General features: G+C 73.5%; 16 protein-coding genes. 3 read left to right on the top strand and 13 right to left on the bottom strand.

All coding sequences use genetic code 11. From position 1 onward, the window contains the following. Nucleotides 1-16: 16 nt before the first annotated feature. Both cmk and ACFY1P_RS16955 read right to left on the bottom strand, forming a co-directional pair. Entirely contained in the window at nucleotides 17-748 is a 732-nt protein-coding gene (cmk, locus tag ACFY1P_RS16960) for a (d)CMP kinase (RefSeq protein ID WP_361534681.1), read from the bottom strand. A gap of 114 nt (nucleotides 749-862) precedes the next feature. Next, on the bottom strand, nucleotides 863-1,948 hold the full coding sequence (locus tag ACFY1P_RS16955; RefSeq protein ID WP_361534678.1) for a prephenate dehydrogenase: 1,086 nt from the start codon (nucleotides 1,946-1,948) through the stop codon (nucleotides 863-865). Nucleotides 1,949-2,094: 146 nt separating this feature from the next. Here ACFY1P_RS16955 and ACFY1P_RS16950 point away from each other — a divergent pair, with 146 nt between their 5' ends. Then, nucleotides 2,095-2,457, top strand: a complete 363-nt coding sequence (locus tag ACFY1P_RS16950; RefSeq protein ID WP_229324618.1) for a DUF952 domain-containing protein — start codon at nucleotides 2,095-2,097, stop codon at nucleotides 2,455-2,457. A gap of 67 nt (nucleotides 2,458-2,524) precedes the next feature. Here ACFY1P_RS16950 and ACFY1P_RS16945 read toward each other — a convergent pair whose 3' ends face one another. The 9 genes from ACFY1P_RS16945 to ACFY1P_RS16905 form a co-directional block, all read right to left on the bottom strand. Continuing rightward, nucleotides 2,525-3,874, bottom strand: a complete 1,350-nt coding sequence (locus tag ACFY1P_RS16945) for a pseudouridine synthase (protein ID WP_390750999.1) — start codon at nucleotides 3,872-3,874, stop codon at nucleotides 2,525-2,527. Beyond that, entirely contained in the window at nucleotides 3,874-4,542 is a 669-nt protein-coding gene (gene scpB / locus ACFY1P_RS16940; RefSeq protein ID WP_361535762.1) for an SMC-Scp complex subunit ScpB, read from the bottom strand. The genes ACFY1P_RS16945 and scpB overlap by 1 nt, the downstream gene beginning before the upstream one ends. Further along, entirely contained in the window at nucleotides 4,539-5,444 is a 906-nt protein-coding gene (locus tag ACFY1P_RS16935) for a segregation/condensation protein A (RefSeq protein ID WP_361535765.1), read from the bottom strand. Before ACFY1P_RS16935 ends, scpB begins: the two co-directional genes overlap by 4 nt. A gap of 155 nt (nucleotides 5,445-5,599) precedes the next feature. After that, nucleotides 5,600-6,130: a hypothetical protein gene (locus tag ACFY1P_RS16930; RefSeq protein ID WP_390750998.1), complete on the bottom strand. Its 531-nt coding sequence runs from the start codon at nucleotides 6,128-6,130 to the stop codon at nucleotides 5,600-5,602. Next, nucleotides 6,115-7,242 (bottom strand): ParA family protein, encoded by a 1,128-nt coding sequence (locus ACFY1P_RS16925; RefSeq protein ID WP_361534919.1) that lies wholly within the window; start codon nucleotides 7,240-7,242, stop codon nucleotides 6,115-6,117. The genes ACFY1P_RS16930 and ACFY1P_RS16925 overlap by 16 nt, the downstream gene beginning before the upstream one ends. Before the next feature lie 320 nt (nucleotides 7,243-7,562). Beyond that, a complete protein-coding gene (gene ald / locus ACFY1P_RS16920; protein WP_361534922.1) occupies nucleotides 7,563-8,678 on the bottom strand; it encodes an alanine dehydrogenase in 1,116 nt (371 codons plus the stop codon). 150 nt (nucleotides 8,679-8,828) lie between these two features. Continuing rightward, on the bottom strand, nucleotides 8,829-10,979 hold the full coding sequence (locus ACFY1P_RS16915; protein WP_390750997.1) for a tetratricopeptide repeat protein: 2,151 nt from the start codon (nucleotides 10,977-10,979) through the stop codon (nucleotides 8,829-8,831). A gap of 144 nt (nucleotides 10,980-11,123) precedes the next feature. Continuing rightward, on the bottom strand, nucleotides 11,124-11,756 hold the full coding sequence (locus ACFY1P_RS16910) for an NUDIX domain-containing protein (RefSeq protein ID WP_390750996.1): 633 nt from the start codon (nucleotides 11,754-11,756) through the stop codon (nucleotides 11,124-11,126). Nucleotides 11,757-11,828: 72 nt separating this feature from the next. Further along, on the bottom strand, nucleotides 11,829-13,478 hold the full coding sequence (locus ACFY1P_RS16905; protein ID WP_390750995.1) for a CTP synthase: 1,650 nt from the start codon (nucleotides 13,476-13,478) through the stop codon (nucleotides 11,829-11,831). A 437-nt stretch (nucleotides 13,479-13,915) separates the two neighbouring features. Here ACFY1P_RS16905 and ACFY1P_RS16900 point away from each other — a divergent pair, with 437 nt between their 5' ends. Continuing rightward, nucleotides 13,916-15,718, top strand: a complete 1,803-nt coding sequence (locus ACFY1P_RS16900; protein WP_361534101.1) for a glycoside hydrolase family 15 protein — start codon at nucleotides 13,916-13,918, stop codon at nucleotides 15,716-15,718. Between the two features lie 51 nt (nucleotides 15,719-15,769). Here ACFY1P_RS16900 and ACFY1P_RS16895 read toward each other — a convergent pair whose 3' ends face one another. Then, a complete protein-coding gene (locus ACFY1P_RS16895; protein WP_390750994.1) occupies nucleotides 15,770-17,068 on the bottom strand; it encodes an MFS transporter in 1,299 nt (432 codons plus the stop codon). A gap of 109 nt (nucleotides 17,069-17,177) precedes the next feature. Between ACFY1P_RS16895 and ACFY1P_RS16890 the strand changes: the two genes are divergently transcribed. Further along, nucleotides 17,178-18,776, top strand: a complete 1,599-nt coding sequence (locus tag ACFY1P_RS16890; protein ID WP_390750993.1) for a PucR family transcriptional regulator — start codon at nucleotides 17,178-17,180, stop codon at nucleotides 18,774-18,776. Nucleotides 18,777-19,196: 420 nt separating this feature from the next. On the opposite strand, the gene ACFY1P_RS16885 is transcribed toward ACFY1P_RS16890, so the two are convergent. Further along, a complete protein-coding gene (locus ACFY1P_RS16885) occupies nucleotides 19,197-20,330 on the bottom strand; it encodes a glycosyltransferase family 4 protein (protein ID WP_390750992.1) in 1,134 nt (377 codons plus the stop codon). Nucleotides 20,331-20,368 lie beyond the last annotated feature (38 nt).

Below are 20,368 nucleotides of genomic sequence, written 5' to 3'. Positions count from 1 at the left end.
CGTCGCGCCGCCCGCCTCACTCACTCCCGGTCACGCTCCGCCGCTCCTCGACGAGGGTGACCACGCACTCGATGACCTGATCGAGCGTCAGGTCGGTGGTGTCCACCTCGACGGCGTCCGCGGCCTTGGCCAGCGGGGAGGTCTTGCGGCCGGAGTCGGCGGCGTCCCGCTTGATCAAGGCGGCCTGGGTGGCGGCCAGGTCACTGGCCTCCTTGCCCTTGAGCTCGCCGCTGCGGCGCGCGGCGCGGGCCTCGGCCGACGCGGTCAGGAAGATCTTGAGGTCGGCGTCGGGCAGCACGGTGGTGCCGATGTCCCGGCCCTCCACGACGATGCCGTGCGGCGCCTCGGCGGCGATGGCCCGCTGGAGCTCGGTCAGCCGGGTGCGGATCTCGGGGACGGCGCTGACGGCGCTGACCGCGGAGGTGACCTCCTTGGTGCGGATGGGCCCCGCCGCGTCGGCACCGTCGACCGTGATGCTCGGCGCGGACGGGTCGGTGCCGGAGACGATCTCCGGCTTGCCCGCGGCGGCGGCCACGGCGGCGGCGTCGTCGACGTCGATGCCATTGCTCAGCATCCACCAGGTGATCGCCCGGTACTGGGCGCCGGTGTCCAGGTAGCGCAGTCCGAGCTTCGCGGCCACGGCCTTGGAGGTGCTGGACTTGCCCGTGCCGGAAGGACCGTCGATGCCGACGACGACTGCTGCCGGTGCGATCCGGGCGGCGGTTACGGCATTGCCGGCGTTGTTCACGGTGTGAGACACCTTCCTCGTGCACGGGGGGTTTACGTTTCGGCGGTGCGGACGGTGAGTCCTATTGCAGCCTCGGACAAGGTTACTGGCTCACCGCCCGTCCTCTCGCCGGGCCTACTGCCGGATCGACCAGCCGCGGTCGGTGAGAGCCGCGACCAGCACCGGCACGGCGCGCGGCTCGACCATCAGCTGCATCAGACCCGCCTGCTGGCCGGTGGCGTGCTCGATGCGGACGTCCTCGATGTTGACGCCCGCCCGGCCCGCGTCGGCGAAGATCCGGGCCAGCTCGCCCGGCTGGTCGCCGATGAGGACGGTCACCGTCTCGTACGCCGTGGGGGCCGCGCCGTGCTTGCCCGGGACCCGGCCGCGGCCCGCGTTGCCGCGGCGCAGGACGTCCTCGACGTCGGCCGCGCCCCGCTCCCGCTCCTCCTTGTCCGCGGAGTCCAGCGCGCGCAGGGCCCGCACGGTCTCGTCGAGGTCGGCGGCGACGGCGGAGAGGATCTCGGCGACGGGGCCGGGGTTGGCGGAGAGGATGTCGAGCCACAGCCGCGGGTCGGAGGCCGCGATCCGGGTGACGTCGCGGATGCCCTGGCCGCACAGCCGCACGGCGGTCTCGTCCGCGTCCTGGAGGCGGGCCGCGACCATGCTGGAGACCAGCTGCGGGGTGTGCGAGACGAGGGCGACGGCCCGGTCGTGGGCGTCGGCGTCCATGACGACGGGGACGGCCCGGCAGAGGGAGACCAGTTCGAGCGCGAGGTTGAGGACCTCGGTGTCGGTCTCGCGGGTGGGGGTGAGCACCCACGGGCGGCCCTCGAAGAGGTCGGCGGTGCCCGCGAGCGGCCCGGAGCGCTCCCGGCCGGCCATGGGGTGCGTGCCGAGGTAGCCGCTGAGGTCGCAGCCCAGCGCCTCCAGGTCGCGGCGGGGGCCGCCCTTGACGCTGGCCACGTCGAGATAGCCGCGGGCCCGGCCGCCGCGGATGGCCTCGGCGAGGGTCCCGGCGACGTGCGCGGGGGGTACGGCGACGACGGCGAGGTCGACGCGGCCCTCGGGCTCCTCGTCCGTGCCGGCGCCGAGCGCGGCGGCCGTACGTGCCTGGGCGGGGTCGTGGTCCATGAGGTGGACCTGGACCCCGCGGCTGTGGAGCGCGAGCGCGACCGAGGTGCCGATCAGTCCGGTACCGATGACGAGAGCGGTTCTCACAGACGGTGTCCTTGCGGAGAGCGGAGAGTGCCTGCCCAGCCTAGGTCGTGCCCGGCGGGTCCCGCGCACGGGCTCCGCATCGCATCCGGCGCGGCACCCGGCGGTGATGCGCCCGCGGAGGGCGGCGACCCGGTACAACCATGTACATGATCTACCACGTGGTGCCCCTGGACGACTGGCTGGCCGTGCCCGACCGCCCGTACTCCCCCGCCTCCCTCTCCGACGACGGCTTCGTGCACTGCTCCCCCGACGAGGAGACGACGCTCGCGGTGGCCTCCGCCTTCTACCGCGACACCCCCGGCCCGCTGATGGTGCTGCTGATCGACGAGCACAAGCTGGACGTGATGGTCCGCTGGGAGGCCGCGGACCCGGCGCCGCCGCCGGGTGTGGCGCCCGGCACGCTCTTCCCGCATGTCTTCGGCCGGATCAACCGCGAGGCGGTGGAGGGAATGATGGAGATCCAGCGCGACGAGGAGGGCCGGGCGACGGGGCTCGCGGTCTGGTCCTGAGACACGCGTGCCGTACGGGCCGGGTGGACCGGTCCGTACGGCACGTGGGCAGCGCCCGTGGTGGGGCCTAGAGCTCGACCTCGCGCATCAGCATGCCGACCTCGGTGTTCGTCAGGCGGCGCAGCCAGCCCGACTTCTGGTCGCCCAGCGCGATCGGCCCGAAGGACGTGCGGACCAGCTTCTCCACCGGGAAGCCCGCCTCGGCCAGCATCCGCCGGACGATGTGCTTGCGGCCCTCGTGGAGCGTGACCTCGACCAGGTAGTTCTTGCCGGTCTGCTGGATCACGCGGAAGTTGTCCGCGCGGGCCCAGCCGTCCTCGAGCTCGATGCCGCTCTTGAGCTGCTTGCCGATGTCGCGCGGCAGCGGGCCCGTGATGGCCGCGAGATAGGTCTTCTGCACGCCGTAGCGGGGGTGCGTCAGGCGGTGGGCCAGCTCACCGTGGTTGGTGAGCAGGATGATGCCCTCGGTCTCCGTGTCGAGACGGCCGACGTGGAAGAGCCGGGTCTCGCGGTTGGTGACGTAGTCGCCGAGGCACTGGCGGCCGTCGGGGTCCTCCATGGTGGAGACGACACCGGCCGGCTTGTTGAGCGCGAAGAAGAGATACGACTGGGTGGCGACGGTCAGGCCGTCCACCTTGATCTCGTCCTTCTCCGGGTCGACCCGCAGGCCCTGCTCGGTGACGATCCGGCCGTTGACCTCGACGCGCGCCTGGTCGACGAGCTCCTCGCAGGCGCGGCGCGAGCCCATGCCGGCCCGGGCCAGCACCTTCTGCAGGCGCTCGCCTTCCTGCTCGGCGCCGGGGAAGGTCTTGGGGGTCTTCACCTGGGGCTTGCTGTGCCGCTCCCGGTTGCGCTCCTCGATCTTGGCGTCGAGCTCGCGCGGGCGGGCCGGGGCATAGCCGTGGCCACGGGCGGGCCCGCTGCTGCGCCCGCCGGAACCGGCCGTGGAGCTCTTGCGCGGGCCGCCCTTGGCGCCACCGCGGGCGGCCGCGCCGCGGCCGCTGGTGGGACCGCTGGTACGGCCGCTGTTGGCGCCGGAGCGGGTGCGCTCGGCGTCGGGGCCCACGTCGTAACGGCGCTCCTCGGGGCGCGGCCGGCGCGGGCGCTCCTGGGGCCGGTCGTCACGGCGGTCGTCCCGCCGGTCGTCACGACGATCATCGCGGCGGTCGCCCCGCCGGTCGTCGCGGCGGTCGTCCCGCCGGTCACCGGCGCGCCCGCCGTCGAAACGGCCGCCGGAGCGGCCTCCCTCGGGGCGCCCGCCCGAGCGGCCGCCGTCGAAGCGACCGCCCTCGGAGCGTCCGCCGCCCGAGCGCGCGCCGCCGGAGCGGCCGCCCCCGGACGACGGCCGGGGGGACCCTCCTCGGGCGCCCCGGTCGTCCCGGTTGCCGCTTCCGCTGTTCCTGCCGCTGCTTCGCATCAAAGTTCCGTCTTGTCGTCTGCGTCGGTGTCCGGTGCGTCCGGATCGAACGACGGCACACCTTCCTGAGTGTCGCCCTCGATCGCGTCTGCCTCAGGGAGGAAGGGCGCGAGCTCCGGGAGCTCGTCCAGGCCCCTCAGGCCCATTCGCTCCAGAAAGTAGTTCGTCGTCCTGTACAGGATCGCACCTGTTTCGGGTTCCGTCCCCGTCTCCTCCACCAGACCGCGCTGGAGGAGGGTGCGCATGACGCCGTCGCAGTTCACCCCGCGTACGGCGGAGACCCGCGAACGGCTGACCGGCTGACGGTACGCGACAACGGCCAGGGTCTCCAGCGCGGCCTGGGTCAGCCGTGCCTGGCGGCCGTCCAGGACGAAGCTCTCGACGGCGTCGGCGTACGCGGCCCGGCTGGCGAAGCGCCAGCCCCCGGCGACGTTCCGCAGCTCGAAGCCGCGCTCCTGGAGGGTGTACTCGTCGGCCAGTTCGCGCAGCGCGTCCGCCACCTCGCGGCGCCCGCGCTCCAGGACGCGGGCGAGGTAGTCCTCCCCCACCGGCTCGTCGACGACCATGAGGACGGCTTCCAGGGCGGGCTTCAGCGGGAGCCCGGCCACGTCGCGCAGCCCGGCGGGGGCCGCCTCCCCGGTGCCTCGGTCGTGGGCGTCGTGGGTCACGCTGTGGCCTCCCCGGCCTCGTCGGCCGTGCTCTCGCGGTCGAATTCGTCGGTCACCAGTGGCTCGCCCTCGTCGTCCGCGCCGGTCCAGCGGACCGTCAGCGCGCCCAGGGCCTCGTCCTGGTCGAGGGCGACGGCGCGCTCGCGGTAGAGCTCCAGCAGGGCCAGGAAGCGGGCCACGACGGTCAGGGTGTCGGGGGCGTCCTCGGTGAGCTGCCCGAAGCTCGCCCGCCCGGCCGAGCGCAGCCGGGCCACGACGACGGCGGCCTGTTCCTGGACGCTGACCAGGGGCGCGTGGATGTGTTCGACGTACACCTGCGGCGCGGCCCTGGGCCGCATCGCCTTGACGGCGAGCTCGGCCAGGCCCTGCGGACCGATGCCGAGGACGACCTCGGGCAGCAGCTCGGCGTGGTGCGGCTCCAGCCCGACCGTACGGGGGTGGCGGCGCTCCTCGGCCGCCAGCCGCTCGCCGAGGATGTCGGCGATCCTCTTGAAGGCGCGGTACTGCAGCAGCCGGGCGAAGAGCAGGTCCCTGGCCTCCAGGAGGGCGAGGTCGGCCTCGTCCTCGACCTCGGCGGCGGGCAGCAGCCGGGCCGTCTTGAGGTCCAGCAGCGTCGCGGCCACGACCAGGAACTCGGTGGTCTGGTCGAGGTCCCAGTCCTGGCCCATGGCGCGCAGGTGCGCCATGAACTCGTCGGTGACCTTGGACAGGGCGACCTCGGTGACGTCCAGCTTGTGCTTGGAGATCAGCTGGAGCAGCAGGTCGAAGGGCCCCTCGAAGTTGTCCAGCCGCACGGTGAACCGGCCGTCGCCCTCCCGCCGCTCCTCGGCGGCGGGCGCGCCGGGCCCGTGGCCGAGGGCTCGGCGGGCCTGGGGGGCGGGGACGGCGGGCGGGGCGGGCATGAGGTTCGGTCGCTGTCCAGGGGTCGCGGGGTGGTACGGGGCCGGTCCGGGGCAGCCCCACGACTCGTACGCACCCGTACGGGCCTGTGGGGGCCGCTGCGGGCCGCCGGGGCGGTCCCGCGGTCTCCGGACGGGCAGGCTATCGGCGAACGCGCTCAGCGGCCGCGCAGGCGGCGCACGAGGATGCTCGCGTCGCCCCGCGACTCCAGGTCGGCGAGGACGACGGCGACGGCCTCGCGGACGATCCTGCCGCGGTCGACGGCCAGGCCGTGCTCGCCGCGCAGCACCAGCCGGGCGTGTTCGAGGTCCATGAGCTCCTCGGCGGAGACATAGACGGTGATCTTCTCGTCGTGGCGCTCGCGGCCGCTGGGCCTGCGGTTGGCGGCCCGGCCGCGGCGGCGGCCCTGGGCCGGGGCGACGGGCTCGCCGCGGGTGCGGTCGGGGGCCTGCGCGGCGGCGCGGCGCTCGCCCGCGGCCTCCCGCTCGGTGCCCGCCGTGCCCCGCCCGGCGTGCTCGGCCCGGCCCTCGTCACCGCCGCTCTCCGCGGCCTCGGGCTCGGCGGCCGGGCCGGGGACCCGGGGCGCCGCGTCGCCGCTCGCCTGCCGGCGGGGGGAGGACTGCAGCCCGGTCCCCCCGGTCGTGCGGAACAGTTCGTCGGCGCCGGGCAGACTCACTCGGCGTGACACCGGGCGAGCACCTCCCTGGCGAGCTGACGGTAGGCGGCGGCACCCACGGAGTTGGACGCGTACGTCGTGATCGGCTCGCCCGCGACCGTGGTCTCGGGGAAGCGGACCGTCCGGCCGATGACCGTGTGGTAGACGTGGTCGTCGAACGCCTCGACCACGCGCGCGAGCACCTCGCGGCTGTGCACGGTCCGCGAGTCGTACATCGTGGCGAGGATGCCGTCCAGCTCCAGGTCGGGGTTGAGCCGCTCCTGGACCTTCTCGATCGTCTCGGTGAGCAGGGCCACACCGCGCAGCGCGAAGAACTCGCACTCCAGCGGCACGATCACCTTGTGAGCCGCCGTCAGCGCGTTGACGGTGAGCAGGCCGAGCGAGGGCTGGCAGTCGATGACGATGTAGTCGTAGTCGGCCAGCAGCGGCTTCAGGGCGCGCTGGAGCGTCGACTCGCGCGCGACCTCGCTGACGAGCTGGACCTCGGCCGCTGACAAATCGATATTGCTGGGCAGCAGGTCCATGTTGGGCACGGCCGTCTTCAGGAGCACCTCGTCGGCCGACATGCCCCGCTCCATGAGCAGGTTGTAGACCGTCAGGTCGAGCTCCATCGGGTTGACGCCGAGGCCGACCGAGAGCGCGCCCTGCGGGTCGAAGTCGACGAGCAGCACCCGGCGTCCGTACTCCGCGAGTGCCGCGCCCAGGTTGATGGTCGAGGTGGTCTTGCCGACCCCGCCCTTCTGGTTGCACATCGCGATGATCTTCGCGGGGCCGTGGTCGGTCAGCGGACCGGGGATGGGGAAGTACGGCAGGGGACGCCCGGTCGGGCCGATGCGCTCGCGGCGCTGCCGGGCAGCGTCGGGCGCGAGGGTGGCCGCGTACTCGGGGTCGGGCTCGTACTCCGCGTCAGGGTCGTAGAAGTGCCCCTCGGGCACGTCCTCGTAGTCGGCGAGCCGGGCGGAATCCGCTCCGCCGCGGTCGCCGGCCATGGCGTTCACGTGATGGCCGTCCATGCTCTGGTGGGCTGTCGGTGTGCTCTCGATGTTCTGGTGTGCCGCGAAGGTGTGGACAGCGACGGAGCCGACAGCTTGGAGTCCCACGGGACTCTGGCCCTGCGCAGACATTCCTGGGTGACCACCCCCGGGAGCAAATGTCGACTCATTCACAAGTCGTCCTACCTCCTTGGTGACCAGGAAACATCTAGATAGGTCAGCGTTGCACCATGCCGACGGTTGGCGACTCTATGGCGTGTCGGCGGTCCGCAGCAACACAATCCGCCGGAGACGGCACGATGTGTCGGCAATCGAACACCCTTCTGTCAAGGGTGTGCGACCTATTGCCCGGAAGTTTCGCGGGCCCCCGGAACGGCCCCGAAACGGCCCGGCCGGGCCTTGTGGAGCAAGGCCCGGCCGGGTGCGCGTTCTTGGCGTGTCGTGTTGACGACTCAGCCGAGGAGGTCGCTCAGTTCGAGGTGCGGCAGCCCGTGCGCCTCGGCGACGGGGCCGTAAACGACCTGTCCCTCGTGGGTGTTGAGACCCTTGGCGAGCGCGGCGTCGCGGCGCAGCGCCTCCTGCCAGCCGCGGTTGGCCAGCTCCACGATGTAGGGCAGCGTGGCGTTGGTCAGCGCGTAGGTCGAGGTGTTCGGGACCGCGCCGGGCATGTTCGCGACGCAGTAGAAGACCGAGTCGTGGACCTGGAAGGTCGGCTCCGCGTGGGTGGTCGGCCGGGAGTCCTCGAAGCAGCCGCCCTGGTCGATCGCAATGTCGACAAGTACACTTCCGGGCTTCATCTTGGCGACGAGCTCGTTGGTGACCAGCTTCGGGGCCTTGGCGCCCGGGATGAGCACGGCGCCGATGACGAGGTCGGCCTCGACGACGGCCTTCTCCAGCTCGAAGGCGTTGGAGACGATCGTCTGCACCTTGGTGCCGAAGATCTTGTCGGCCTCGCGGAGCTTGTTGACGTCCTTGTCGAGCAGGGTGACGTGGAAGCCCATGCCGATGGCGATCTGCGCGGCGTTCCAGCCGGAGACGCCGCCGCCGATGACGACGGCCTTGCCGGCGGCGACGCCCGGGACACCGCCCGGCAGCACGCCGCGGCCGCCGGCCGCGCGCATCAGGTGGTAGGCGCCGACCTGCGGGGCCAGCCGGCCCGCGACCTCGGACATCGGGGCGAGCAGCGGCAGGGCGCGGTTCGCGGTCTCGACCGTCTCGTACGCGATGGCGGTGGTGCCGGACTCGAGCAGCGCGTCGGTGCACTCGCGGGAGGCGGCGAGGTGCAGGTAGGTGAAGAGCGTCTGGCCCTTGCGGAGGCGGTGGTACTCCTCGGCGATCGGCTCCTTGACCTTCAGCAGGAGGTCGGCGGTCTCCCAGACCTCGTCGGCGGTCTCCAGGATGTTGGCGCCCGCGGCCGTGTACTCGGCGTCCGTGATGGAGGAGCCGACGCCGGCGCCCTGCTCCACGTAGACCTGGTGGCCGTTGCGCACGAGCTCATGCACGCCGGCGGGCGTGATGGCCACGCGGAACTCGTTGTTCTTGACCTCGCGGGGGATGCCGACCTTCACGTCGATCACGGTCCTTGAATCAGAGAATGACAGGCTATTCCGGAAATGCCGGAGCACACCAGAGCAGACCGCGGCGCTCGCGGCCCAACCAGTCTAATGAAGGATCTCGCCCTGTCTAGCCTTGCAAAGCACCAATCTTCTGGCGATCAACTACTGATTTCGTAGGTAACCCTCGGTTGATGGGGGCTCGCACCGAGCAGCCGGGGCGGTGGGGTTCACAGAGGGGTTCGCAGAGGGGTTCGCAGGGAGGTCCGCGGCAGGCTCCGCGGGCGGGCTCGCGGCAGCGGATATCGCACCGCCACCGGTCTCGGGGACCGGCCCCGCGCCCGCCGCCAGCAGCCGCCGGGCCTCCTCCCGGTGCACCCCCGCGGCGGTGGGGTCCCCGAGCCGCTCCAGGGTGTCCGCCAGCCGCAGCCGCACCGCTGCCTGGAGCCGTACGTCGCCCGCCTGCCGCGCGCACTCCACCGCCTCCCGGCACGTGCGCAGCGCGTCCTGCGGGCGGCCCGCGTACTCCTGCACCCGGGCGATCTCCGTCAGCGCGCGGGCGTGGCCCGGCAGATCGCGCAGCCTGCGGTGGGCGGCCGCCGCCGCGCGCCAGTCGCGCAGCGCCTCGCCCCACTGCCCGGCGTAGACGTGGACGGCGCCCAGCCGCCCGTACAGCCTTGCCTCGTCGGCGAGTTCACCGCGCGTCAGCCGCAGCTCCAGCGCCCGGCGGTACCAGTCGGCGGCCCGCTGCCAGTCGCCCAGCTCCTGCTGCGCGGCGGCGATCGACTCCAGCGAGCGGCTGATGGCGTACGGGTCACCGGCGTCGCGCGCCGCGTCCAGCGCCTCGCGGTAGCGGCCCAGCGCGGTGCGGGTGCGGCCGGCGCGGGCGTCGAGGTCGCCGAGGTTCAGCAGGGCGGCCGCCTTCTCCAGCGGCATCTCGCAGCGCTGCGCCACGTCCAGCACGAGCTGGTGCAGCCCGTAGAGCTCCGGCCCCGCCTCCTCGGCGCCCAGATGGGCCGTCAGCGCCCGGGTCAGCGCGGAGACCAGCCGCCGGGCGAGGGTGTCCAGACGGCCGTCCTCGACCGCCAGCCGCGCCGCCGCGAGCAGCGCGGGCAGCCGTCCCCGCAGCCACTCCTCGGCGGCCCGCGGCGACGGGAAGCGCAGCGGCCGCGGCAGCTCGGCGAGCCGCTTGCGGGTCAGCGGGTCGCCCGTCTCGGTGGTCGCCCGGCACGAGTGCAGCTGACGCACCGTCCGTTCCAGCATCCGGGCCCGTGCCAACTCGACCTCCGCGGGCCGCTCCTGGGTCTCCAGCAGCGACCGCAGCATCGGTGCCAGGCAGCCGGGCACCCAGTATTGCGCCGGCACATGGCCCACCGCAGGCTCGGGGCGCAGCATGCCCCGGTCGGCGAAGTCCTCCAGCGCGGTCTGCGCGGCGGCCACCGAACAGCCCGCCAGCGCGGAGGTGGTGTGCGCGTCGGCCGGACCGGCCGGGGCCAGCGCCAGCAGCCGCAGTATCCGCGCGGCGGGCGGCGGCAGCGCCTCGTAGGCGAGCCAGAAGGCACGCGCCACCGTGCGGCCCGCGCTGTCGTAGCCCTCGGCGGGCGGCAGCTCGCGCAGCCGGATGGCGACGTCGGCGATGGAGACCTTGGAGTCGGCCGCCAGCCAGCCGCCGATCAGGACGAGCGCGGCGGGCTGGCCGCCGCACTCCTCCACGACGGCGCTCGCGGCCACCGGGTCGCAGGTGATCCGGGTCGGCCCGGCGTACCGTTCCAGCAGCTCTATGGCCGCCGCCTTCTCCAGGCCGCCCAGGGTGCAGGGCCGCACGTCGGGCACCCCGGTCAGCGGCCCCCGGGAGACGGCCACGACCAGGCAGTCGGACTCGTCCGGCAGCAGCGGGTCCACCTGCTCGGCGCCCGCCGCGTCGTCGAGGAACAGAAGCGCCTTGCGGCCGTTGAGCGCGGTGCGCAGCGCCGCCGTCAGCTCGTCCTCCTCCGCACCGGCGGGCACGGGCGCGCCGACGGCGGTGAGCAGGGCGCGGGCGGTGCGCTCGGTGGGCACGGGCTCGCCGTCGGCGCCCGTGAGGCGGGCGCGCAGCACGCCGTCGGGGTAGTCGCCCGCCAGTCTGCGGGCGAGCTCCTCGGCGAGCGCCGTGCGGCCGGAGCCGGGGCGCCCGGCGATGAGGAGGACCCTGCTGCGGGGCGACTTGCGGCCCGCGAGGGTGTCGAGTCCGGTGCGGTCGATGTCGGCCCGCAGCTCCTCCAGCTCACGGCGGCGCCCGACGAACACCGGTCGCCGCGGCTGCGTCACGGGGCCCACTCTCTTCCCTGCACGCCCTGAGCCTAGTTCACGCTCCGGTGGGGTCCCGGACACGCGACGCCCGCTCCGTGAAGATCACCTATTCGGTTCTCCGGACGGTCGGAGGAAGAGCCCGGGGAAAATCCGCGGGCCCCGGCGGCGCCGCTACGCCGTGAAGGGCCGGGCCGGCCACGGCGCGTCCGCGGGCCGCAGCGCGGCCAGGCCCGCCGCGCCCTCGCGCAGCGCGGCCGTCAGCGCCAGCACGCCCACCACCAGGCAGTTGTTGTGCAGCTCGCCCGCGAGCACGCCGCGCACCAGCTCCTCCAGCGGCACCCGGGCGAACTCCATGTCGGCCTCCTCCTCGGAGACCTCGAAGCGCTCGCCGTCGGCCTCCGAGAGGCCCTGGGCCAGGAAGACCCGGACGGCTTCGTCGCAGCCGCCGGGCGTGGTGTAGACGTCGGTCAGCACCCGCCAGTCCTCGGCCTTGACGTGCGCCTCCTCGAAGAGCTCGCGCTGGGCGGCGTGCAGCGGGTTCTCGCCGGGGATGTCGAGCAGCCCGGCGGGGATCTCCCACAGCTTCTGGCGCACGGGGTGGCGGTACTGCTTGAGGACCAGGACCCGGCCCTGCTCGTCGAGGGCGAGGACGGCGACCGAGCCGGGGTGGACCTGGTAGTCACGGGTGACGGTGGAGCCGTCCGGCATGACGACCTCGTCCGTGCGCACGCCCGTCTTGTTGCCGGTGAAGGGGTTCGCGGTCGCGGTGACCGGCCACTCCTCGGGAGTGTCCTTGATGCCCATTGCTATGTCCTCCAGAAAACAGAAAACCGGGGTGGGGGCCCGGAAGGGCCCCCACCCCGGCAACCGTATAGGTCAGCCCTGCTTGCGCTCGACGGCCGCCTTCACCAGGCCCGCGAAGAGCGGGTGCGGGCGGGTCGGGCGGGAGCGCAGCTCCGGGTGCGCCTGGGTGGCGACCAGGTAGGGGTGCGCCTCGCGCGGGTACTCGACGTACTCGACGAGCTTGTTGTCGGGGGACGTGCCCGAGAAGACCAGGCCGGCCTTCTCCAGCTCCGCGCGGTAGGAGTTGTTGACCTCGTAGCGGTGGCGGTGGCGCTCCTCGACGTAGGGCTCGTCCGCGTAGACCTCGCGGACGATGGAGCCCTCGGCGAGCTTCGCCGGGTACATGCCCAGTCGCATGGTGCCGCCCATGTCGCCCTCACCCGCGACGATGTCCAGCTGCTCGGCCATGGTGGAGATCACCGGGTTGGCGGTGGCCGGGTCGAACTCGGTGGAGTTGGCGCCCTCGATGCCGGCGAGGTTGCGCGCGGCCTCGATGACCACGCACTGCAGGCCCAGGCACAGGCCCAGCAGCGGGACCTTGTTCTCGCGGGCGTAGGTGATCGCGCCGACCTTGCCGTTCACACCGCGGTCGCCGAAGCCGCCCGGGATGCAGATCGCGTCGACGTCACCGAGCTGCTTCTGCGCGCCGGCCGGGGTCTTGCAGTCGTCGGAGGCGACCCACTTGACCTTGACCTTGGCACGGTTGGCGAAGCCGCCGGCGCGGATCGCCTCGGTGACCGAGAGATAGGCGTCGGGCAGGTCGATGTACTTGCCGACGAGCGCGACGGTGACCTCGTGCTCGGGGTTGTGCACGCGGTCCAGCAGGTCCTCCCACTGGGTCCAGTTCACATCGCGGAACGGCAGGTCCAGCTTGCGGACGACATAGGCGTCCAGGCCCTCGGTGTGCAGCACCTTGGGGATGTCGTAGATCGACGGGGCGTCGATCGCGGCGACCACGGCGGCCTCGTCGACGTCGCACATCAGCGAGATCTTGCGCTTGATGGCGGTCGGGACCTCGCGGTCGGCGCGCAGCACGATCGCGTCGGGCTGGATGCCGATGTTGCGCAGGGCGGCGACGGAGTGCTGGGTCGGCTTGGTCTTCAGCTCGCCGGAGGGGCCGATGTAGGGCAGCAGCGAGATGTGCACGACGAAGACGTTGTCGCGGCCGACCTCGTGCCGGACCTGACGGACCGTCTCCAGGAACGGCAGCGACTCGATGTCGCCGACGGTGCCGCCGACCTCGGTGATGACGACGTCGACGTCGTCGGTCGCCATGCGCCGGATGCGGTGCTTGATCTCATTGGTGATGTGCGGGATGACCTGCACGGTGTCGCCCAGGTACTCGCCGCGCCGCTCCTTGGCGATCACGGTGGAGTAGACCTGGCCGGTGGTGACGTTGGCGGACCCGTCGAGGTCCACGTCGAGGAAGCGCTCGTAGTGGCCGATGTCCAGGTCGGTCTCGGCGCCGTCGTTGGTGACGAAGACCTCGCCGTGCTGGAACGGGTTCATCGTGCCCGGGTCGACGTTCAGGTACGGGTCGAGCTTCTGCATCGTGACCCGCAGCCCCCGCGCCTTGAGCAGCGCGCCCAGGCTGGAGGCGGTCAGGCCCTTGCCGAGCGAGGAGGCGACACCCCCCGTGACGAAGAGGTGCTTGGTCGTCGTGGGCTTTGCGGCAATGGCCAAAGGGGGGCTCCCGTGGTCGCGAGGTGAGGTGCGTATCGGCGACCACCCGGTCTCTTCGGGGGGTGCCGTCGCTGCGGTTGGGGGGTCTTGCGCCCACCGGTCCACGGGGTACCAGGGTATCAGCGCCCCGGCCCGTACGCGTCCGGTGACGCGTGGGCCCCCTCCGCCGGGGCGCTCCCGCGGCCCTTTTGCGGTGGTCAGGGACCCGCTCTCCGGCCCCGTCCCGCACCGCTGTCCCAGGCCACCCGTTCGGCTCAGATTCGTTCCCCGACCGTCGCGCGTCACACCAACTCCGCGTCGTATCCTGCACGGACACATGCAGCGAGCCGGCCGGCACGGCACCACCCACGCCTCTCTCCGGAACAAGAGCTCGTCTAAAGATCGCTTGACCGCAAGAGGACCCTTCGGGGTCTCGTGGCCGTTCGACTGGAGATGACGTGGCCGGGCGTATCGAGGATTACGCACTCATCGGTGACATGCAGACCGCCGCACTGGTCTGCCGGGACGGCACGGCCGACTGGCTGTGCCTCCCCCGCTTCGACTCGCACGCCGCGTTCGCCGGCCTGCTCGGCACGGAGGAACACGGCTTCTGGCGGGTCGGCCCCGCGCACCCCTCGGGGGCCGCGCCACCGCGGGCCGACCGCCGCCGGTACCGGGGGGACTCCCTCGTGCTCGAATCCGAGTGGGACACCCCCCGCGGCACCGTGCGGGTGATCGACTTCATGCCCCCGCGCGACGGGGCGCCCCAGCTGATCAGGATCGTGGAGGGCGTCAGCGGCCGGGTGCCGATGCGCTCGGCGCTGCGGATGCGCTTCTCCTACGGCCGGGTCGTGCCCTGGGTGCACAAGGTCGGTGACCGCAGCGTGGCCGTGGCCGGGCCCGACTCGGTGTGGCTGGACACCACCGCCGACACCTTCGGCAAGGACCTCACGACCTACTCCGACTTCACCGTCTCCCCCGGCGAGCGCGTCGCGCTGACCATCAGCTGGCAGCCCTCGCACCACGACGCCCCGGCGCTGCCCGACCCGGAGGGGTCGCTGGTGGCCACGGAGGAGTTCTGGCGGGAGTGGGTCGAGCACTGCACGTACCACGGCCCCTACCGGGACGCCGTCATCCGCTCGCTGATCACGCTCAAGGCGCTCACGTACGCCCCGACCGGCGGCATCGTCGCCGCGCCGACCACCTCCCTGCCCGAGGACATCGGCGGCTCCCGGAACTGGGACTACCGCTTCACCTGGCTGCGGGACGCGGCGATCACCCTCTCCTCGCTGCTGCGCACCGGCTACCGCGAGGAGGCCCGCGCCTGGCGCGAGTGGCTGCTGCGCGCGGTCGCGGGCGACCCCGAGAACCTCCAGATCATGTACGGCATCGCCGGCGAGCGGGAGCTGGGCGAGGCCGAGCTGACCTGGCTGCCCGGCTACGAGAACTCCCGGCCCGTACGTATCGGCAACGGCGCCGCCGGCCAGCTCCAGCTCGACGTCTACGGCGAGGTCACCGAGGCGCTGCACCTCGCCCACATGACCGGCCTCGCGCGCAACGACTACGCGAGCCTGCTCCAGCTGCGGCTGATCGGCTACCTCGAGGACCACTGGAACGAGCCCGACGAGGGCATCTGGGAGGTCCGCGGCCCGCGCCGGCACTTCGTCCACTCCAAGGTCATGGCCTGGGTGGCGGTGGACCGCACCATCAAGCTCATCGAGTCCGGCGACGTCGACGGCCCCCTGGAGCGCTGGCGCGAGCTGCGCGAGGACATCCACCGCGACGTGTGCGAGAAGGGCTACGACAAGGAACGCAACACCTTCACCCAGTCCTACGGGTCGAAGGAGCTGGACGCCTCCCTGCTGCTGATCCCGCAGATGGGCTTCCTGCCGCCCGACGACAAGCGCGTCATCGGCACCATCGAGGCGATCCAGCGGGAGCTGTCGACCCCGGACGGCTTCGTCCTGCGCTATCCCACGGCGGGCGACGAGTGCGGCGTGGACGGTCTCGAGGGCGACGAAGGGGCCTTCCTGGCCTGCTCGTTCTGGCTCGCCGACGACCTCGCCATGATCGGCCGGGTCGACGAGGCACGGCAGCTGTTCGAGAAGCTGCTCTCGCTCCGCAACGACCTGGGGCTCCTCGCGGAGGAGTGGGACCCCCGCCTCCAGCGCCAGGTGGGCAACTTCCCGCAGGCTTTCAGCCACGTTCCGCTGATCGACACGGCACTGCGGCTCACGGCGTCCAGCGCCTTCGGAGGCTGAGGCGTCGCCGGACGGGCCCGAAGGCACACGCCCCGGGCCCGTCCGGACGCGCTATCTCCTGCGGAGTCCGAAGTACAGCGCGCAGAAACCGGCCGGAGCCACCAGAAGCGCCGCCGCGGCGTTCAGGCCGCCGTAGCCCGCGGCGGCGACCAGGCCGCCGGAGAGCGCCCCGCCCGCCGCGCCGACGAGGTTCATCAGGGTGTCGGAGAGCCCCTGGACCTCCGCCCGGTGCTCGGCGTCCACGGACTCGCTGAGCAGGGTGGACCCGGCGACGGTCGCGCACGACCAGCCGATGCCGAGGAGCAGCAGCCCGGCGGTGATCGCCCAGCGACGGTTTCCCGCGGTGCCCGCGAGCAGCGTCGCGGCGACGTAGACCACCTGCCCGAGCAGGATCACCGGCACCCGGCCGATCCGGTCGGTGAGCCGCCCCACCAGTGGCGAGAGGCCGTACATCCCCGCGATGTGCAGGCTGATCGTGAGGCCCACGAGACTCAACGAGGCGCCGTGGTGGGCGAGGTGAATGGGCGTCATCGTCATCACCGACACCATCACGGCATGCCCGAGCACCAGCGCGGTCAGCCCGGTCAGCGCCGAGGGTGAAGCCGAGACGTGACGCAGGGCTCCGCTCATTCGGGTACGGAAACGGGCCCGGCCGGTGACGTCTCCCGCGGCATTCGCGGCATCCTGGACGGCTGTCAGGAGGGGGTCGGGGCGCAGCCGTACGTGCACGATCGCGGCGCCCGTGCAGAAGGCGACGAGGGAGAAGACGAAGGTGCCCGCGGCCTCCGGCACGCCCAGCGCGCGGCCGAGCACGGCGCCGGGGCCGCTGAGGTTGGGGCCGAGGACGCTGCCCACGGTGGTGGACCAGACGACGAGCGAGAGCGCGCGGGCCCGGGTGCGCGGTGCGGCGAGGTCGGTGGCCGCGTAGCGGGACTGGAGGTTGGACGCCGTGCCCGCCCCGATGAGCAGCATCCCGAGCAGCACCAGGGGCGGCAGGTCCGCGCCCGCCGCCAGCAGCACCGTCAGCGCCCCGGCGGCCGCGACCAGCCAGCCGGTGCCGAGCCCGGCCCGGCGGCCGCGGGCCCGGGAGAGCGTGGCGAGGGGGACGGACAGCAGGGCGGCACCGAGGGTCGTGAGCGTGGTGCCGAAGCCCGCGACGGCCTCGGAGCCGGTGAGGCGCTCGATCAGGATTCCCCCGGAGGAGATCATCGAGCCCATCCCGATCCCGGCGGCCACCTGAGCCGACATCAGGACCCTGACGGTGTGCCGCTGGACGGCGGCGCGTTCGCCTGCCGGAGATATGCCGGATATGTCGGCGGAGTCGGAAGCCGACTCGGGGACTGCGGTCATGCGCGACAGCGTAGGGGCGGCCCGCGCGCCCCGGCACCGGCCGTGACCAGGTCCGGCCGGTCCGGCGGCGGTGGTCCGTACGGGGGTGGGCCGAGTAGCGTTCCCGGTCATGGAAGCGCAAGGCCCGCAAGGGACGATCACCGTGGCGCGGGCGCTCGATCTGCCCGCGCTGCGCAAGGGCCTGCCCGAGGTGCTGGCCGCGGGCGACCGGCTCGACCGCCCGGTGCGCTGGGTGCACGCGGGCGAGGCACCGCACATCGCCACCCTCCTCAAGGGCGGCGAACTGCTGCTGACCACCGGGCTGGGGCTGGGCAGCCGCCCGGCCGAACAGCGCGGCTTCGTCCGGGGCCTGGCCGAGCGGGGCATCGCGGCGCTGGTGGTGGAGCTGGGCGCGCGGTTCGCGACGCTGCCGGCCGCGGTCGTGGACACGGCCCGCTCACTGGGCCTGCCGCTGGTCCAGCTGCACCGGGAGGTGCCGTTCGTCGCGGTGACCGAGGAGATCCACACCGAGCTGGTGAACGAGCACTACGCCCTGCTGCGGCGGGCCGAGGAGGTCCACCGGCAGTGCACGGAGGTGCTGCTGGGCGGGGGCGGGGTGCCCGAGGTGCTGGGGCTGTTCGCGGGCTTCACCGGCAACCCCGTCTTCCTCCAGACGCCGGACGGGCGGCTGCTGTACGCGGCGGGGCCCGCGGGCCGGGCGGGCGCCGATCCGCTCCAGGTGTGGGAAGGGCTGCGCGACGCGGGCCTCGCGGGCGCGCTGACCACCGACATCCCCGGCCAGGGTCCGGGCCCCGGCGCGGTCCGGGCCCGGCTGACCGTGCTGCCGGTGAACGCGCCGCTGGCGCCCGTGCACCGGATCGCCGCCGAGCGTACGGCCGGGCTGCTGGCCGTCGTCCTACTCCAGGCCCGGCAGGAGGAGGAGCTGGCCGCGCGCGGCCGGGGCGACTTCCTCTCCGGCCTCGCGGACGGCCGCGTCGACCCGGCCGACGCCCCCGCCCAGGCCCGGGTGCTCGGCTTCCGGCCGGGGCCGGGCCCGCTGCTGCCGATGGTGCTGCGGCTTTCCACCGATCTCGTACCGCCCGACAGCTGGGCCGCGCTGGTGTGCGCGGTGCAGGAGGAGCTGGCCGCGGTGGGAGCACCGGTGCTGCTGGGCGTACGGCTGCCGGAGGGCCGGATACCGCTGCTGGTGGGGCTGCGGGAGGAGGCGGAGCGCGCCGCCGTCGCGGACCGGGTGGCCGGGGCGCTGCGGGCCGGGACCGAGCGGTCGGGGCAGCGCCGGCCCGTGGTGGTGGCGGGCGCGCCGACCGGGTGGGGCGCGGCGGGGGCGGGCCTGCGGCACGCCGCGGAGGCCGCGACGGCGGCCCGCGGCCTGCCGGACCGGCTCTGGCACGACGTCCGGCAGCTGGACGTGGACGTGCTGCTGTGGCGGCTGCGCTCGCAGGGCGGCCTGGCGGCGTTCGTCGACCGGGTGATCGGACCGCTCATCGCCCACGACCGCGCGTCCCGCCAGGCGCTGCTGCCGACGCTGGAGACCTATCTGGCCCACGCGGGCCGCAAAGCGGAGACGGCACGCGAACTGCACCTCAACCGCCAGACGCTCTACGACCGCCTGGCCCGCATAGCCCGCCTCCTGGGCACGGACCTGGAGGACCCGCACACGGCACTCTCCCTGAACCTGGCCCTGCGGGCACGGCGGCATGTGGGGTAGTTGCGGGGGTGGGTGCTGGTCGTGTGCGCCTGCGGCGAGCGGCCTCAAACGCCGGCCGGGCTTGGGTTGTGGCGGGTGCGGGGGCGGCGCCTCCGGGCTGAGGACCTGGAACGCGGTGCGGGCACCGTGCCCCGTATTGATTGCCGTAACGACGCACCGCGTTCCAGAACCCCACCCTCCGACTCCACCCCCTCCCACCGGAGAGCAACATCGGGTTTGGGGGCACGCCATGCTTTTGTTTTTCAGCCCGTCCGGCGTTTGAGGACGCGGCCGCAGGCCGCTCTCCGCCGCAGGCGGCGAACCGGCCCGCACGTCGGGGTCTGGGGCAGCGCCCCAGTTCGGGAAGGGGCGGGGTAGGGGAGAAAAAAGCCCGCCGCAGGCGCCAACGGACCCGCACCCATCAGGGAAGCACGAACCCACTCACCGAACCCGTCGGCTCAACTCGTCGTAGACGCTGAGCACATGAGCCACCGTGTCATCCTCCGTAGGCCACGTCGCCGCCTGCTCCCGGCCCGCCACAGAGAGCTCCGCCCGCCGGACCGGATCGGCGAGCAGCCGGCTCACCACCGCGGCCAGCGCGGCCGCGTCGCCGTACGGGACAAGCTCGGCCGCCGTACCGACCAGGTCCGGCACGCCGCCGACGGCGGTCGCCACCAGGGGGACGCCCGCGTGCAGCGCCTCCTGCGCGAGCACGGAGCGGGCCTCCCACCGGCTGGAGAGGATCGCCACATCGGCCGTGGCCAGCAGGTCCGGTACGTCGTCGCGGTGCCCCACCAGGAGGACCGGCAGGCCCTCCGTCTCGATCCTGCGCTGGATGGCGGGCCGTTCGCGGCCCTCGCCGGCCACGACGAGGAGGGGCTCCGGGTCGAGTTCGCGCCAGGCGCGGGCCGCGTCGAGGAGCGGGCCGTGGCCCTGGCCGGCCTCCAGCCTGCCGACGGTGACGAGCAAGGGGCGGGCGACGGCGCCGAGTTCGGCCCGGGCCTTGTTGCGCGCCGGTTCGTCGTCCTCGGGGGCGGGCCGCGGCGCGGGCACCCCGACGGGGGCCAGCCGGGCGTCCCGGGCGCCGCGCTGGCGCGCCCGGTCGACGAGCTCCGAGGTCACCCCGAGCACGACGGCGGCCGCGCGGGCCGCCTGCCGCTCCATCAGCCGTACGAGCTGGGCACGCGCTCCCGCCGCGCGCGCCCTCGTGTGCCAGGTGACGACCAGGGGCGTACGCCGGCCGCGCAGCGCGAGCGCCGCGAGCACCCCCGACCGCAGGCCGTGCGCGTGGACCACGTCCGCGCCCGTGCTCGCGGCCCGGATCCCGGCGACGGCCAGGGCGTCCGGGCCCGTCCGCAGCGGCGTGAACGAGGCGCCGCCGACGGCCCCGGCACCCGTGAAGCCGTACCCTTCGCCCGTGCGCCGCGGTGCGCACACCGTCACCCGCAGCCCGCGCGCCACCAGCCCGGCGGCCAGCGACCGCACGTGCGGTCCGCTGCCGGAACCGCCGCCGCCCAGCACTTGCACGGCGTGCAGGGGTGGGCGCCCGTGCGGCGAGACGGGTGTGCTGCTCACGCGGGTGAAGCTCCTGATTCGGCGTCGGGCGGGGACGG

Source organism: Streptomyces sp. NPDC001407 (assembly GCF_042895325.1).
GTDB lineage: Bacteria > Actinomycetota > Actinomycetes > Streptomycetales > Streptomycetaceae > Streptomyces.
This window is presented reverse-complemented; position numbering and strand designations above follow the sequence as displayed.